The sequence below is a fragment of the Paenibacillus sp. GM1FR genome (assembly GCF_002803315.1).
In the GTDB taxonomy this organism is placed as follows: Bacteria; Bacillota; Bacilli; order Paenibacillales; family Paenibacillaceae; genus Paenibacillus; species Paenibacillus amylolyticus.
Map to the genome: position 1 here is coordinate 178,000 of NZ_MKZL01000044.1, position 16,601 is coordinate 194,600.

Annotated in this window: 12 protein-coding genes; all 12 read left to right on the plus strand. The window is 44.2% G+C overall.

The annotated features are described in order from the left end of the window. Positions 1-10: 10 nt before the first annotated feature. The 12 genes from PAEAM_RS23300 to PAEAM_RS23355 all read left to right on the plus strand — a co-directional run bounded on the left by PAEAM_RS23300 (position 11) and on the right by PAEAM_RS23355 (position 16,596). Positions 11-892, plus strand: coding sequence for a carbohydrate ABC transporter permease (locus PAEAM_RS23300; RefSeq protein ID WP_036617174.1), 882 nt, complete (start codon positions 11-13; stop codon positions 890-892). 55 nt (positions 893-947) lie between these two features. Beyond that, complete coding sequence (locus tag PAEAM_RS23305) at positions 948-2,555, plus strand: ABC transporter substrate-binding protein (protein ID WP_100529142.1); 1,608 nt, start codon at positions 948-950, stop codon at positions 2,553-2,555. Positions 2,556-2,580: 25 nt separating this feature from the next. Further along, on the plus strand, positions 2,581-4,053 hold the full coding sequence (locus PAEAM_RS23310; protein WP_100529143.1) for a glycoside hydrolase family 32 protein: 1,473 nt from the start codon (positions 2,581-2,583) through the stop codon (positions 4,051-4,053). Positions 4,054-4,081: 28 nt separating this feature from the next. Beyond that, positions 4,082-4,981, plus strand: coding sequence for an ROK family protein (locus tag PAEAM_RS23315; RefSeq protein ID WP_100529144.1), 900 nt, complete (start codon positions 4,082-4,084; stop codon positions 4,979-4,981). 245 nt (positions 4,982-5,226) lie between these two features. Then, positions 5,227-5,664, plus strand: coding sequence for a GNAT family N-acetyltransferase (locus tag PAEAM_RS23320; RefSeq protein ID WP_100529145.1), 438 nt, complete (start codon positions 5,227-5,229; stop codon positions 5,662-5,664). 274 nt (positions 5,665-5,938) lie between these two features. Beyond that, positions 5,939-6,220, plus strand: a complete 282-nt coding sequence (locus PAEAM_RS23325; protein ID WP_165790030.1) for an acyl carrier protein — start codon at positions 5,939-5,941, stop codon at positions 6,218-6,220. 92 nt (positions 6,221-6,312) lie between these two features. After that, positions 6,313-7,509 (plus strand): acyl-CoA dehydrogenase family protein, encoded by a 1,197-nt coding sequence (locus PAEAM_RS23330; RefSeq protein WP_100529147.1) that lies wholly within the window; start codon positions 6,313-6,315, stop codon positions 7,507-7,509. A gap of 143 nt (positions 7,510-7,652) precedes the next feature. Then, a complete protein-coding gene (locus PAEAM_RS23335; protein WP_047843976.1) occupies positions 7,653-8,459 on the plus strand; it encodes a phosphotransferase family protein in 807 nt (268 codons plus the stop codon). Positions 8,460-8,533: 74 nt separating this feature from the next. Continuing rightward, the gene (locus tag PAEAM_RS23340; protein WP_053061648.1) at positions 8,534-9,340 is read left to right on the plus strand and encodes a helix-turn-helix domain-containing protein; all 807 of its coding nucleotides are present in this window, start codon (positions 8,534-8,536) and stop codon (positions 9,338-9,340) included. Between the two features lie 88 nt (positions 9,341-9,428). Next, positions 9,429-10,136: a thioesterase II family protein gene (locus PAEAM_RS23345; protein ID WP_165790032.1), complete on the plus strand. Its 708-nt coding sequence runs from the start codon at positions 9,429-9,431 to the stop codon at positions 10,134-10,136. A gap of 23 nt (positions 10,137-10,159) precedes the next feature. Continuing rightward, on the plus strand, positions 10,160-12,724 hold the full coding sequence (locus tag PAEAM_RS23350; protein WP_100529149.1) for a non-ribosomal peptide synthetase: 2,565 nt from the start codon (positions 10,160-10,162) through the stop codon (positions 12,722-12,724). Positions 12,725-12,744: 20 nt separating this feature from the next. After that, positions 12,745-16,596, plus strand: a complete 3,852-nt coding sequence (locus tag PAEAM_RS23355) for a type I polyketide synthase (protein WP_165790033.1) — start codon at positions 12,745-12,747, stop codon at positions 16,594-16,596. The last annotated feature ends 5 nt before the right edge of the window (positions 16,597-16,601 follow it).

Consider the following 16,601-nt stretch of genomic DNA (forward strand, 5'->3'; position numbering starts at 1 on the left):
AGTATTATCCATGGTTGTTAAACACACGGGAATGGATCGATTGATCCTCACACTCAATGCCATTTTTCTCACCTGTGCTGTACTGGTTGTGGTTGTTCCCCTGATTTATATTGTTATCGCCTCATTCATGGACCCCACGGTGTTACTGAATCGTGGACTGTCCTTTAATGTATCGGACTGGAGTCTGGACGGATATCAGATGATTTTGTCCAATCCAGCCATGATCCGGGGGTTTGCAAATGCGGTATTGTACTCGGTTTCTTTTGCACTGATCACCGTGACCGTATCCATATTTGCAGGTTATGCATTGTCGGATGATAGGCTCGCGGGACGTGGATTTTTCATGATTATCTTTATCATTACGATGTTCTTCGGCGGTGGATTAATCCCTACGTATCTACTCATACGTAATCTCGGCATGTTGGATACGGTGTGGGCGATCATCATCCCTGGAGCCGTTAACGTCTGGAACATCATTCTCTCCAGAACCTTTTTCAAAGGAGTCCCTCGAGAACTGAAAGAAGCTGCAAACGTGGATGGCGCTTCTGAGATGAAGATTTTCTTCCAGATCGTCATTCCGTTGTCGAAACCGATCATTTTTGTACTCGCACTTTATGCGTTCGTTGGGCAATGGAATTCCTATTTTGATGCAATGATCTATCTCGATAATCCGAACCTGCATCCGTTACAGCTCGTTCTGCGTTCCATTCTGATTCAGAATCAGGCTGCACCGGGCATGATCAGTGATCAGCTCGCGATGGCGGAACTGAAACGGCTCTCCGAGATGATTAAATACTCAGCGATTGTCATTTCGAGTCTGCCACTCATCATTATGTATCCGTTCTTCCAGAAGTATTTCGAAAAAGGTGTCATGGTCGGTTCCCTCAAATAGTGAACAGCCTGCGATACAGTAAGTTGATCCAATCCAACTCATGGAGGTCATTATTATGAAAAAAGTGAACAAATCCAGAAAAGCCGTTACAACGGCATCCATTTCTATGTTATCTGCAATGCTCTTTCTAACCGCCTGTGGCGGGGGTGGAGGCGGCGCGGCAAGTGAGGCGCAATCCCCTGATGGTAAGGTGACATTGAATTTTATAACACAGAGCTCTCCACTGGCTCCAGCTGATCCAAACGACAAGCTGATTAACAAGCGACTCGAAGAGAAAACCAATGTGCATATCAACTGGAAGAACTATACGAGTGATGTGTTTGCAGAAAAAAGAAATCTGGCGGTCGCCAGCGGTGATTTGCCGGATGCCATTTTTGATGCAGGTTACGGGGATTATGATCTCCTGAAACTGGCGAAGGACGGGGCGATCATTCCACTAGAGGACATGATTGAACAACACATGCCCAATCTGAAAAAGGTGCTGGAGGAAGCTCCCGAATATAAGAGCATGATCACGGCTCCAGACGGACATATCTATTCATTCCCATGGATTGAAGAACTCGGAAGTGGCAAACAACGGATTCAGTCAGTGGATAACTTGCCCTGGATTAATGTGGAATGGTTGAACAAGCTTGGACTGAAGATGCCAACGACAACCGAAGAACTGAAAGAAGTATTGATCGCGTTCAAAACTCAAGATCCAAACGGCAACGGTAAGGCCGACGAAATTCCGTTATCTTTCATTAACAAACCGGGCGGAGAAGATCTGACATTTCTCTTTGCGGCATTTGGACTCGGAGAGAACTGGGATCATACCGTGGTAACCAATGAAGGGAAAGTGGTCTTCACTGCAGCTGATGAAGGCTACAAGGAAGCGGTTAAATACATTCATGAGCTGGTTAAGGAAGGGCTGATCGATGTCGAATCGTACCAGCAGGATTGGAACACGTACCTGGCGAAAGGCAAGGATAATAAGTATGGCATGTACTTCACATGGGATAAGGCTAACATTACAGGCATGAATGATACGTATGATGTTCTGCCTCCGGTTGCCGGGCCTAACGGAGAGGTCAATGTCACAAGAACAAACGGAATAGGACTTGATCGTGGTCGCATGGTCATTACCAGCAGCAATAAAAACCTGGAATCTACAGCGAAGTGGGTAGACCAACTGTACGATCCGCTCCAATCTGTGCAGAACAACTGGGGTACCTATGGAGACGAGAGTCAGCAAAATATTTTTGAATTCGATGAAGCCAAAGGCATGCTGAAACATCTTCCACTGGAAGGATCTGCACCTGTGGAACTCAGACAAAAAACCAGTATCGCAGGACCATTGGCCATTCTCGACAGTTATTATGACAAATACACAACCAAACCGGAAGATGCGGCTTGGCGGATGGAACTTCTCGACAAGGTTATGGTTCCGCATATGAAAGCGGAGAACGTATATCCAAGTGTGTTCTTCTCCATTGATGAACTGGATCGATTGTCCACGATTGAGACCGATCTCTTCGCCTACGTGTTACGTCTGCGTACAGAATGGTATCAGAACGGGAAAGTAGATCAGGAATGGGATGCTTATTTGAAAGAGCTGGATCGCCTTGGATTGCAAGAATGGCTACAGATTAAACAAGCAGGATATGACCGTAATAACAAATAAAGAAAAGTACGGAGGAGAAACCATAATGTCGACAATTCTTAAACAAGATTACAGAAATGAATACCATTTTTCGCCGAAAGAGAAGTGGATGAACGACCCAAACGGCATGGTGTTTTTCAATGGGGAGTATCACTTGTTCTATCAGCATCACCCACATGGAACCACATGGGGCCCCATGCATTGGGGTCATGCAGTGAGCCGGGACCTGATCTCCTGGGAGGAACTACCAATAGCTTTACTCCCCGATGAGAATGGCACTATATTCTCGGGAAGCGCCGTAGTGGATTGGAATAATACGACCGGATTCTTTGAGGGTGAGCCAGGATTGGTTGCTATTTTCACCCATCATCTTGAAGTTAAAAACCAAGATGCCATACAAACCCAGAGTCTGGCGTATAGCAAAGACAGCGGCAGAACCTGGACTAAGTACGAGGGTAATCCGGTATTGAAGCATGAGTCCTTTGTTGATTTCCGTGATCCCAAAGTGTTCTGGCATGAGCAGACCAAGGAGTGGGTTATGATTATCGCTTGTGGTCAAACGGTATGTCTGTATCGTTCTCCCAATCTGAAGGATTGGACGCTAGGAAGTGAATTTGGCGCCGGGATTGGTTCTCACGATGGCGTGTGGGAATGCCCCGACCTGTTCCCGCTTGCAGTGGATGGAGATTCAGGGCAGGAGAAATGGGTGATGCTTGTTAGCATCGGTGCAGATCCTGCTTTTATTGAAGGCTCCAGAACACAATATTTCACCGGAGATTTTGATGGAACTACATTTGTCCCAGACGAGGCCTCCCATACGGTTCGCTGGATTGATTATGGTCGGGATAACTACGCAGGAGTTAGTTGGTCTGACGTTCCTGAGGAAGATGGAAGACGCCTCATTATCGGCTGGATGAGCAACTGGATGTATGCCAACCAGACGCCAACCAATAATTACCGTGGAGCAATGACCATTGCCCGGGAGTTGACACTGGAGACAAGAGCGGGAGAAGTTATATTGATTCAACGTCCTGCACGTGAACTTGAGCAAGCCCGTACGCCAGTATTGTCCCTACAGGATGTTTCGATTCAGCAAGTGAGTGAGCAGTTGAACGCATTGCAACTCGTGAACTATGAGATCCATGCAGAGTGGGCTCAGGATCAGACGTTCCATTTTGCACTAAGAAGCGGCGCAGATCACGAAACGGTCGTTGGTGTAGACTCGATCCGAAGTGAAGTGTACGTTGATCGTAGTCGATCGGGCATCGGCAATTTTCATGAACTTTTCCTGAGCCGTCATACAGCTGAGTTAAAAGAAGTGGATGGAAATCAAAGTTTGCGTATCTTTGTAGATCATTCATCTGTGGAGGTATTTGCAAATGATGGTCAGGCGGTTATCACGGATCTGATCTATCCGGATGCGGATTGCCAAGGCATCTCTGCTCATGCAGAAAATACAGATCTGGTTTTCTCTTCACTTCATATCTATGAGATATCATCAACCAAGGCTAAAGGTTAATTGTAATGAAGGAAAGGAGCACAAAACGATGCGTATTGGAGCTATAGAAGCGGGCGGAACAAAGTTTGTATGTGGTGTAGGTAATGAGCATGGACAGATTGAAGATCGGATCAGCTTTCCAACAGAACATCCGGAGACTACCCTTGCCAAGGTGATCGACTATTTCAGGGATAAAGATGTGGAAGCCCTGGGGATCGGCTCCTTTGGTCCGATTGATCTGCAACCGGATAGTCCCACCTATGGTTATATTACGACCACACCTAAGCCTGGGTGGGAGAACTGTAATGTGGTTGGAACCTTGAAGCAGGAATTTCCGGTTCCTTTTGGATGGGATACGGATGTGAATGCTGCCGCGCTCGGTGAAGTGACGTGGGGTGCGGCGCAAGGGCTGGATAACTGTGTATATTACACGATTGGCACAGGAGTTGGTGTCGGACTTGTGGCAGGGGGCAAACGAGTACACGGATTATTACATCCCGAGGGTGGACATATTCGCACAAGACGCCATCCAGACGACCACTTTGTCGGATTATGCCCGTATCATGGCGATTGCCTGGAGGGTATGGCAGCAGGTCCAGCCATTGAAGCCCGTTGGCAGATCCCTGGCAGTGAACTGCCGGCGGATCATCCGGCGTGGGAGATTGAGTCCTTTTACATTGCGGAGTCGATTACTACGGCCATCTTGCTTCATTCGCCGCAGAAGATCATCCTGGGCGGTGGTGTGATGCAGCAAGATCATCTGTTTCCTATGATCCGGGAGCAGGTAGTGCGGAATCTCAATGGTTATGTAAATGCAATCCCAATCACGCAACATATCGACCAATATATTGTGCAGCCCCGATTGGGCCAGCATGCAGGCCTATGTGGTGCGTTAGCATTGGGTCTGGAAGCATTGCAACATACAGCACAAGCTTCACATGTTTCATAGTTTTCTATAATAATCTACATCCCAGAAGGGATGGCTGCAGGTTCGCTTATTGGTATAAGCAAGACTGCACCGTCCTTTTTGGGCTTTTTTATTTTTTTGAGGAGTTCAGTAGGTTTGAAAAAAAATAGTGCGTTCTAAAATCCGGTGTTGCTCAAGTGAGCTGCCAAAGGTATGATTTTTAGTGTTCTATAGTGCGATATGACATTCAAAAATTAACGTGTCTCCACTGGAAAGGAATTCAACAAATGAACCCAATAACAATGCGTCAAGCTGTACAGGCAGACCAAGAGCAACTCGCTGATTTGCGAGCCTTGGTATTATACGATGATCTAACGAGACTGGGAAGGTACGATGATGTGAAGGTGCGTGAACGTTTCCGAAATACATTCAATCCTGCCCAGACACAGATTATTGAAGTGGAGGGTTCAATGGTAGGTTGTGTAGCGTTGAAGCCCAAGTTAGAGGCATATCTATTGGAACATTTCTATATACATCCCGATTATCAAGGCCAGAGAATAGGAACTCAGGTACTGAACATGCTGCTGGAACAGGATGAAGTTCAGGGGAAACGTGTTATTTTAAATGTTTTGCAGGGAAGCCCTGCTCGGCGATTGTATGAACGATTTGGATTTATATTGGACAGTGAAGATGAGGTCGATGTATTTATGTCAAAGCACCTTTGAGAGAATGAATCCTTGTCGCAAGATAGGGATATCATCTCGAAGGTGGAAACCTATTAAATATTTGTGAATACATGGCAATAGTGATTGCTTGACTCAGGAAAATTATGATAGTATCGAAGTCAGAGAATATATGGAATATTTACAAAATGTAGGACTTTTTTGTTCCGATTCCTATACTCTTAGGCAAACGTTCGAACAGATTCTGATCACAGAAATGGTGTCACAAAAATGGATTTTCAAAGATTACATGTCTCACATCGAGGAGGAATCTTTTTTGCAAGAATATCCTGTGGCTTATGATCAGTTTGATATTCACTTCTATCAGGTCGTGGAAATGTTTTCTGAACAAAAGCTGGATGTAGGTGCGTTGGATGAGGATTTAAGAGTTCTTGGATTAAACTCCATTTCATTTATCAAACTGATCATTGCCTTGGAGAACGAATTCAATATTGAGATGGACGATGAGTATCTTGAATTGGAGAACTTCACAACATTGCAACATCTGAAAGACAGTTTGCGTAAGTGCATCAATTATGAGATTCCCAATGAGTCATAAAGGGGAAATGACGACACAAGCTCATATCAGACAATCACAGCATCGAGTTCCGTTTATTGGACTTATAACCTCAAAATCAGGAGTGATATGTGATGAAAGTTGAACTGAATGCGGAGCAATTGATGTGGCAGGAACAATTCAAGGATTTTGTAGACAGCGAGATTATTCCATATGCTAGTTTAAATGACAGCGAAGAACGAATTCACCCGGAACTCCTTGCGAAAATAACAGAGGCTGGTTATCTGGGCTCCATGTTGCCAAAAGAATATGGCGGGATGGAACTGGACAATATCACTATCGGGATTCTTAACGAAGAGGTTGGACGTGGGTGCTCCTCTGTCAGAAGTTTGTTAACCGTTCAGGGGATGGTGGGTTTAGCGATCTTGCGTTGGGGAACGGAGCAACAAAGACAGTACTGGTTGCCTGCATTAGCTACGGGAACAACTTTGGGTTCATTCGGATTGACAGAACCGAGTGTTGGAAGCGATGCCAAAAGCATTGAAACAACGGCCGTATTAGACGGAGATGAATACATACTTAACGGTCATAAAAAATGGATTACCATGGGGCAGCTTGCAGATGTATTTTTGATTCTTGCCCAATGTGAGAACAAGCCGACAGCGTTTATCGTGGAGAGAGATTCCATTGGGTTCAGCGTTGAACCTATGAGCGGGTTGCTTGGTGCGAGAGCATCGATGATTGCTGAACTGAAAATGGATTCTTGTCGTATTCCGAAGGAAAACCTCCTGGGTCAAGTCGGTACAGGGTTATCACATGTTGCTCTACCTTGTCTGGATTATGGAAGATACACGATCGCTTGTGGCTGTGTCGGTTTAGCCAAGGCATGTCTGGATGCATCGGTACATTATGCCAATTCCAGAATCCAATTCGGAAGAGCTATACGCGAGAATCAAATGATACAAAAAATGATCACTGAAATGTCAGTGAATATGAAAGCGGCACGGATGCTGTGTTACAGAGCAGGATATTTAAGAGATGTGGGTGATCCAGAGAGCATTATGGAAACTTGGACTGCCAAATACTTTGCTTCAACCATGGTGAATAAAGTTGCGAGTGATGCGGTGCAGATTCATGGTGCCAATGGTTGCCATCGAGACTATCCCGTAGAGAGATATTATCGGGATGCCCGGATCAATGAAATTATCGAAGGCACGACTCAAATGCATGAGATTTTAATCGCAACACAGGAGGTTGTAACACACCGCCGTGAAATAAGACGTTCAAATAAAGCAGAAAAAGTTAAGGATAGCGCGAATCGAAACGTTTAGATTTTGCATTGCAGGACCTAAGGAAGAGCCCTTTTTTTGCATTAGGCAGGATCATTCATTATGCTATGAAAAAAGGGCTTGATCATTAGGTTCTTTGATGTTTTACCATAATTGATTTAGGAAAGATACGGAGTTGATTAGGATTGAAACGGATTGGGCAGGGACAGACAGCGGAAATATTCAGACATGGTGAAACTTCAATTTTGAAACTTTTCAGAGAAGATTTCTCTGCGGAAGCGATCCAGCATGAGTTTGATAATACTCGAATCGTTTTGGAACTTGGAGTTAAATGCCCACAAACAATCGATATGGTGACGATCAATAATCGTAAAGGTATCATATTTGAGTTGGCCAGTGGAAGGACACTTTTGGAAGAGATGATTATTAAACCATGGTCCATTGAGCGCAGAGCAAGGCAGATGGCAGCACTTCATCATCAAATACACCAGCAATCGGGTGAACGGATTCAACAAAAGCATAAGACTGTATTAGAGAAGAATATATCAAACGCAAGTGATCTATCGGACATTGAGAAGCAACAGATTATGGACTATGTACATAGTTTGCCGGAAGGCAGATCTCTATGTCATGGGGATTTCCATCCCAATAATGTGATTACAGGCAAAGAATCCTGGATCATAGACTGGATGACAGGCGCATCGGGCTGTCCAGCAGCAGATGTTGCAAGGACGCTGGTGTTATTAAAATACGGAAATTTGCCCAAAGGCGCTCCATTGATGATGAAAGTTCTGCTGAAGATAATCAAAAGCAGGATGAGTAAAGCGTATATCGAGTATTACTTGTCTCTCTCGGGCATGGACATTCGCGAGATACATCGATGGGTTCTTCCCATTGCTGCAGCCAGACTAACGGAGTGGATCCCACCTGAGGAAAAAAAAGATTTATTGGATTACATTCGTAATCAGCTTAAAAAATTCAACACAACTTAGATCAAGATTAGGAATGAATGTATAGCACCGTACTTGTCAAAACCGTCCGAAAAACAATCAGGAGGTTAACGATAATGGATTTCCAACTACGTTCTGTTGTTTCTTATGATATGGTCGTCCGTGAAAAAAAACATCTATTTGACTTGTCTCTCAGAAGACAGATTGCCATATTTGAGGTTATGGATGCATTGGAAATCAGTGTGTTTAGCAAAACGGTGCAGGTTAAGGCAGGCGCTGTGCTGCTGGCAAATAAAATAAGACTGCAAAATTACGATAAACCTGTTCTGAAAATGAGAGGTATTATTTTTGGATCGGATCTGCTTGAGCGACTGCCAAGCTGTCACATACTAAGTGAGAATGGTAGTAAACACTATGATCTTGCTGTAAGTCTGTTGAACCGAACGGTAGAGAGTAGAGAGGACATCGAAATAGCTGAAAGAGATTTTCTTGAAGTATACTCCAGTTACTATCAGACGAATCTCGCTAATATGATGCGACCGGAAACGGATCGGGAGGACTCAGTCAAACGGAACTTGGTCATGATATGCAAGTATATCCAAAACAATTATGAGAAGCCAATTACTCTGCAATTTCTGGCGGATATGGTTGGTTATAATCCTGTGTATCTGTGTAATCTGTTTTCTAAGGTTTTCAATGTTTCGCCACTGAAGTACCTACAGCAGATTCGGGTGGATAAGGCACAGGAGTACGTAACCAAGACGGATCTTCCAATCTCTGAAATTACAACGAAGTTAGGGTACAGTTCTAGTACACAATTTAGTGCAATGTACAAGAAAAAAGTAGGCAAAAGTCCGACCGAACATCGCAATCAATTCAGAAGCAACAAGGGAGATTTGCCCCTATCTATTCAATCTACATAATGTATTCAATAACACAGAAAATATTGTATTTTTTTACGTAAAATGATAAATTACGATAAAAATAAGAATACGAGGAATGATAGGGCTAATGAAGAAAATTCAACTTTTTTGTTTGCCTCATGCAGGTGGATCAGCCATGATTTTTCATCGCTGGAAATCATCTTTAAGCCCTTTTATTGACGTAATACCGATCGAATTAAAAGGAAGAGGCGCTCGAGTGGGGGAACCATTCTATGAAAGCTTTGAAGAAGCGATTGAAGATATCTACCCCACGGTTTCCTCACTAATTCATGGGCCTTATGCTATTTTCGGACATAGCATGGGAAGCTGGATGGCGCTCGAACTATATTACCGACTTGCACAGTCAACGAAACAATTGCCTGAACATATGATGCTTTCAGGCAATCGTGCACCACATATTTTCAAGGATGAGAATATTCACGCATTGCCAGACGAAGAGTTCAGAGAGACGATTCAGAACATGGGTGGAACATCGGATGAGGTCTTTACCAATGAAGAGCTCTTTTCGTTATTTGCACCTGTACTTAGAGCCGATTTCAGGATTGTCGAACTCTATCGTTTTCAGCCCAAGCCTTTCAAGGTTCAGAGTGATATTACCGTGTTAACTGGCAGAAGCGATACCCGAGTGAAATCTAGCGATCTGATCGGATGGAAAAAGTACGCTGGTTCACAATGTGACATTGTCAAATTGGATGGAGGACACTTCTATATCCAGGATAATATTCAGGAAACAACGAGAATTATAAATGAAAAGCTGCAACCTTACGTAATCTAGTTGACAAGGAGTGTGTTCCAGTTATGAGCATGGATAACTTGGCTCAATTATTTAACTCCCTTGGTTCAGTCACAGACAGAGGTATTACTTTTCTGAATGGCAGCAAAGAAGAAATGGTTGTATCGTACCAGTCCCTTCTGCAATCAGCCAAAATCCGATTAGGAGAACTTCAAGCATTCGGGATGCAGCCGGGTAATGAATTGATCTTCCAACTGAACTCGGAAGAAGAGTTTATTGTCACCTTTTGGGCTTGCACGCTTGGAAAAATCATACCGGTTCCGATAACCGTAGGCGGAAATCAGGAGCAAAGAATGAAGCTTTACAATGTGTGGAAAACGTTGAATCATCCGTTTATTGCTGCTGATCAGGATCTCACGGAAAGCTTGGACAAGTTTGCCCGGAAGAATGGATTGGAAGAGGTTGTCCGCGAAATGCATGCCCGAATCTTTATAGTACAGGGCATCTCGAACGTACGAGAAGAACCTATTGTTGAGGGAATTGAAGCTAGCATCCAGCCGGATGACATAGCCTTTATCCAATTTTCTTCAGGTTCTACAGGACAAACCAAGGGTGTAGTAATTACACACCGCAATGTCATGATAAATATACAAGCTATGAATATAGCAACCCGAATATCCTCTAATGACCGTTCTTTGAGTTGGTTACCCCTGACCCATGATATGGGTCTGATTGCGTTTCATCTTACAAGTACCTTCCAAGGTCTGCAACAGTTTATTATGCCGACTTCCTTATTCATCCGTCACCCTACATTATGGTTAACCAAAACTTCTGAACACCGTGTCACCCAACTATATGCTCCGAATTTTGCTTATAAATATTTTCTGGATTCATATAATCCACTAACCTTTGCATCAACCGATTTGTCTTCGGTACGTTTTATTATGAACGGTGCTGAGCCGATATCTCCGGCACTTTGTTTCAATTTTCTGGAGGCGATGAGTCCTTATGGGCTGGCTTCCAATACAATGCTGACGGCGTACGGCTTGGCCGAAGCAACCGTTGGTGTTTCCTTTGGTAACGTCGGTGATTTGACTTGTTATGTACTGGACAGAAGATATTTGGAGACCGGGAAACCATTCATAGAAGTTGAACCGGGCTCAGAACATGCTGTTTCTTTTGTGGAAGTAGGCAAGCCGGTTCAATACTGTGATGTACGAATATGTGATGATTATGATAAGCCGGTCGAGGAATTGGTGCTGGGCAGTATTCAAATTAAAGGATTGAGTGTAACAAGCGGTTATTACAACAATGCAGCAGCTACGGAAAAAGCAAGTACAGCCGATGGATGGATTCGTACTGGAGATATAGGATTTATGAATGATGGCGCAATAGTCATTACGGGCAGAACCAAGGACATTATCTTTATCAATGGTCAAAACGTATATCCGCATGATATTGAACGTGTAACGGAGGAACTGGAGCAGTTTGATCTGGGGAAAGTCGCTGTATGTGGTGTCTCCAATCCACTTACAGGATCGGAAAGCGTTGTAATGTTTGTGCTATATAAAAAGGACTTGCCATCTTTTATTCCAAGAGTTGGAGAAGCCAAAGCACATATTCAGCAGCGGATGGGGATTGAACTCAAGTCCGTGCTGCCCATTAAGCAAATTCCTAAAACGACGAGTGGGAAATTTCAACGTTACAGGCTTCAGGAGCGGTACGAAACAGGAGAATTTAGTGAAATCGAACAATCTATTCAGAGCATGTTAAGCCATATCCAGGAGATCAAAGAAGTACAACCAGCTCGTGATTATATCGAACAAAAGCTGATTGAGATTGTTGAGTCCGTAGCGGGACTTAGGAATGTCGGAGTAACGGACAACCTGGCTGAAGCTGGATTCGATTCGCTAAAAGTAACGCAGATTCATCAGGCAATTGATGATGCATTTCCAGACAAGATGGCCATTTCCAGCTTGTATTCACATACCTCTATTGTCTCATGGGCGAATCTGATCAGACAAGACAGAGTGGAAATGGAGCCTGTACGGATGGATCGGGGCTTTTTCCATACGGATCGAGGTTACGAAGCCTTGTCGTATCAATTCACTCTCCCAGCTTCATTGGTACAGGATATGCGACTGATTGCACAATCCGAAGCGATCAGTATTCATGTGTTGGCATCAGCTATGTATGCTTACTTGTTACACACGTTGTCAGAACAACCCTCTATTGATATGCACGTATCCTATGGTACAGCGAGAATGATCACACCTGTACGATTGAATTTCGATCAATACAAGACAATGAAAGAGCTCTTTCAAAATGTTCATCAACAGATCATAACCATGCCTTCCGATCGAGCGTTTCCCGTCGAGCAGATGAGCCAGATCAGAACAAGCAGCACGGAGTGGGCAATTATTCCTTTATATGGTGAACAGCATCTGTTCAAGGCATCGGACGATGTACTGAACTATTACGATCTGATTATCCTAGTGTCTGACGAAGGTGATATTCTGCAGTGCAATTGTCGTTTTAATGGACGTAAATTAAAACAGAGCCGTGTGAAACGTCTTATTGCCAATTATGTGAGAGGACTTCAACTATTGGTACAACCGGAATTGAAATGAAATTTCATAGGGGGACGGCCATGCTTGATCAATTGTTCGACAGAGAGCAATGGGAAGAAGAAGATGACCAGGACACTACTACTGAAATGGATATAACAACGGATAATAGACATGATATAGCTGTTATAGGTATCGGTGCGAAGTTGCCGACCGGAGAGTCGCTGGATGAATTTTGGAAGATGCTTGATTATGGAATTGATTGCATACGGGAATTGCCCAATCATCGAAAGGGCCAGTTGGATCAATACTTGCTTCACAAGCAAGGTTCATTGGAGCATGTACGTTATTTGAACGGAGCTTATCTGGACGAAATCGATGAATTTGATTATTCCTTCTTCCGTATGGGTGCACAGGAAGCCAAGCTGATGAGTCCGGTCCAACGATTGTTTTTGCAAACGGTATGGCGTGCGGTTGAGGATGCAGGTTATGGTGGTGACCGTTTGGCTGGAAGTTCAACTGGGGTGTACGTGGGTGTAATCGGAGATCAAGAAGGTTACAAGTACAAACAGATGGTCGAGGAATTAAGTCCAGACATGTTACCAATCGCCACCGTAGGTAATCTTTCGTCCATCATTCCTGCAAGAATTGCGTATCTACTTAATCTGACGGGGCCGGCTATGGTTGTAGACACAGCATGCTCCTCTTCGCTGGTTGCTCTGGATATGGCAGTACGTGCATTACGTGAAGGAAGTTGTGATATGGCTATCGCTGGAGGGATCAGGCTGAATATGATTCCACTGGATAAAGAGTATTACAAAATCGGTATTGAATCCAGTGATGGAACAACAAGAACCTTTGATGAAGATGCGGATGGATCAGGAATGGGTGAGGGTGTAGTAAGTGTTGTACTAAAACCTGTGGAACAGGCATTGCGGGATCATGATCATGTGTATGCAGTCATAAAAGGCACAGCTGTGAATCAGAATGGGTATTCGGCAGGGATCACAACGCCCAATGCGGTAGCTCATGAAAAAGTACTGACTCATGCTTGGCGTGATGCTGGAATTCATCCAGAGAGTCTTTCCTATTTGGAAGCACATGGAACAGGTACGCTCATTGGGGACCCGATTGAACTGGAAGGTATCCAATCGGCTTTTCGCAGATTTACGGACAAAAAACAATTCTGTGCGATAGGATCGGTTAAGTCCAATGTGGGCCATATGTACGACAGTGCAGGGTTAGCGGGTCTGCTGAAGGCGATTATGGCACTCAGATCCAAACGTATTCCCTCTACACTTCATTTTAATAAGCCAAACCCAAAATTTGAATTTGATACATCACCAGTCTATGTCAATGTCATTTCAAGGGAGTGGGAGGCGGCCACTCCTCGAAGATGTGGAGTCAGTTCATTTGGGTTAAGCGGCACCAATTGCCATGTTGTACTGGAAGAAGCTCCGAACATATCAGTGGAATTGGGGCGCGATGACCATTATCCCTTTTTGATCTCAAGTGTATCATCCGGAAATCTCTCCCGTCAGGTGCAATCATATGTGAAGTGGATCAATGAGAACCCGAAGGCCGATGTGAGGGATGTATGCTGCACAGCAGCTACTGGAAGACAGCATCATGCACACCGAGCGGTGTGGGTGGTCAGTTCGTTGGATCAATTGCTGCAGCATTTAAACGACTTTCTTGCAGAACCCAAGACCGGTAAATATGAACAAGATACATTTAGGAAAAGAAATCAGTTATTCACTACAGAAGAACTTATCTCGAACTGGCATATCGAAGGATGTGATAGAGCAACCGTGCTAGAGGAGTTGTGCACACATTATCAAGGCGGTGCTCAGATCAATTGGTCAAGAATCTATCCAGATGTGACCTATAACAAGTTGAGCTTGCCCACATATTCATTTGAGGAGAGTAAGTGCTGGATTGATACTAACCCCGATAATTCGGTACAGACTGAGGAAGAAGCGATGTATTATTCATTGTCATGGAAGCCTTGGAGCGAGATCGGCAAGACTAACTCATCCAGCATCCTTAATGTTGAACGTGTTTTATTAATACGAAATGATACACAGCCTCATGCAAGCCAGTTGGTGAACCAAATTCGTGAAGCCGGAGTAGCAGTTATCGAAGTGATATTGGGAACATCTTACCTCCAACGGGATGCACAGACATATGTAATTCGAAATAACGAGAGTGATTATATCAAACTTTTGCAGGAAGTGTCCTTTGGAGGTCCCTATCGGATCGTCCATATAGCATCACTTGACCATGTAGAAAATAAGGAAAACAGGCTGGACAAAGGTCTTATGTCTGTATGGAGACTTACCAAGGCATGCTCACACGTCATTGCAGAGCAGGTTGAGATGATTTTGGTGACAAGCTTTGCTAATGATGTGACGAGTGACGGGAATGTTCTGTATCCGGAGAATTCGGCGATGCTGGCTTTCGGACATACGGTACAGCGTGAGATTCAGAATCTCGAATGCTTCTGTATAGATGTTGACCAAGATTGGGATACCTCTCAGTATATGCGTTACATTTTGGGGCCGTTGGAGAAGAAGTCTTTGGCGATTAGAAATGGACAAGCATACCAAGCTGAATTCGCACCTGCTGATGTGGGTTCCATGCCTGATGTTGATATGAACTGGAAAGAAAACGGCGTATACATTATTACAGGTGGACTTGGTGGTCTGGGGATGGAGATTGCTGAACGCTTGTTATCATTTGGACGTATGAATCTGGCTTTGATTGCAAGAACGGCACTGCCCAAACGTCACAATTGGGACATCATTCTAAATGCGAAAAATACTTCACCAGATCTAAAAAGTAAGCTTCTTCGGTTGCTTGATATGGAGAAACGGGCCGGACAGTTGATGTATCTCGGAGCTGATGTTGCCGATGCAGATCAGTTAAGTCAAGCCATTGAACAATTAAGAAGTCGTTTTGGATGTATTCGTGGCATCATCCATGCAGCAGGCGTTGGGAGTACACAACATGCTGACCAGATGACCGAGGAAGAGTTTACAGCAATGCTGGCTCCGAAAGTGAAGGGAACTCCTCTGCTGGATCAGTTAACAGCCGAAGATCAGCCGGATTTTCTAGTCATGTTCTCGTCCGTCGCTACGTTATTTGGTTCTACTGGACAGGCTGCTTATGCCGCCGCGAATGCATTTCAGGATGCCTATGCCCCGATGCGGAACCGCAAAGGGATGCGTACGATAACGCTGAATTGGACGACCTGGAAAGAGGTAGGCATGGCTTCCAGAGCCGGGTTTGATTTTGACACCTTATTCAAAGCGATGCCCAAAGAGTGGGCATTGGATCGATTGTTCGAAATAATGGGAAAACAGACCGACCGTCTGCTGGTGGGGGAATTGAACTGGAATTCACCCTATTTAAACATTTTGAATAACTACCACTTTCATCTTGATGCCAACATTGGACAAAGGTTACAAAAATTGATGAGAATTCCGGAGAGAGCAAAGCAAATATCAATGAAGAAGGAATCCGCTTCTTCTGTTCAGATCCCAAAGGAAGAGTATGAACTTGAATTGGAATCTTCCGTGGAGATGGACCGGACTATTGCGAATATAGTTGGACCATATTTAGGCATTAAAGAGATGAATGTACATGACAGCTTTTTCGAACTCGGTGCAGACTCTATTATGATTAAGCAGATTTTCTTGAAATTGGACAAAACTTACCCTGGAAAACTCATACTGACCGATCTGTTTGAATATCCAAGTATCTCCAGACTAACTACTTATATGAGTACCACAGAAAAGCAGAAGCCTCACCAGTCTCCTCAAAAGGAAACTTTCGAAGAGGAACGGGATACAGATCTTGAGAATCTGTTCGATGAGATCGAACGTGGAGCAATGGATTTGGATGAAGCAATCATCAACCTTCAAAAGATGTAGGGGGA

Coding starts and splice junctions, on each gene's coding strand:
- PAEAM_RS23310 (WP_100529143.1), top strand. CDS start 2,581: ATGTCGACAATTCTTAAACAAGATTACAGAAATGAATACCATTTTTCG.
- PAEAM_RS23300 (WP_036617174.1), top strand. CDS start 11: ATGGTTGTTAAACACACGGGAATGGATCGATTGATCCTCACACTCAAT.
- PAEAM_RS23340 (WP_053061648.1), top strand. CDS start 8,534: ATGGATTTCCAACTACGTTCTGTTGTTTCTTATGATATGGTCGTCCGT.
- PAEAM_RS23350 (WP_100529149.1), top strand. CDS start 10,160: ATGAGCATGGATAACTTGGCTCAATTATTTAACTCCCTTGGTTCAGTC.
- PAEAM_RS23330 (WP_100529147.1), top strand. CDS start 6,313: ATGAAAGTTGAACTGAATGCGGAGCAATTGATGTGGCAGGAACAATTC.
- PAEAM_RS23315 (WP_100529144.1), top strand. CDS start 4,082: ATGCGTATTGGAGCTATAGAAGCGGGCGGAACAAAGTTTGTATGTGGT.
- PAEAM_RS23305 (WP_100529142.1), top strand. CDS start 948: ATGAAAAAAGTGAACAAATCCAGAAAAGCCGTTACAACGGCATCCATT.
- PAEAM_RS23345 (WP_165790032.1), top strand. CDS start 9,429: ATGAAGAAAATTCAACTTTTTTGTTTGCCTCATGCAGGTGGATCAGCC.
- PAEAM_RS23355 (WP_165790033.1), top strand. CDS start 12,745: ATGCTTGATCAATTGTTCGACAGAGAGCAATGGGAAGAAGAAGATGAC.
- PAEAM_RS23320 (WP_100529145.1), top strand. CDS start 5,227: ATGAACCCAATAACAATGCGTCAAGCTGTACAGGCAGACCAAGAGCAA.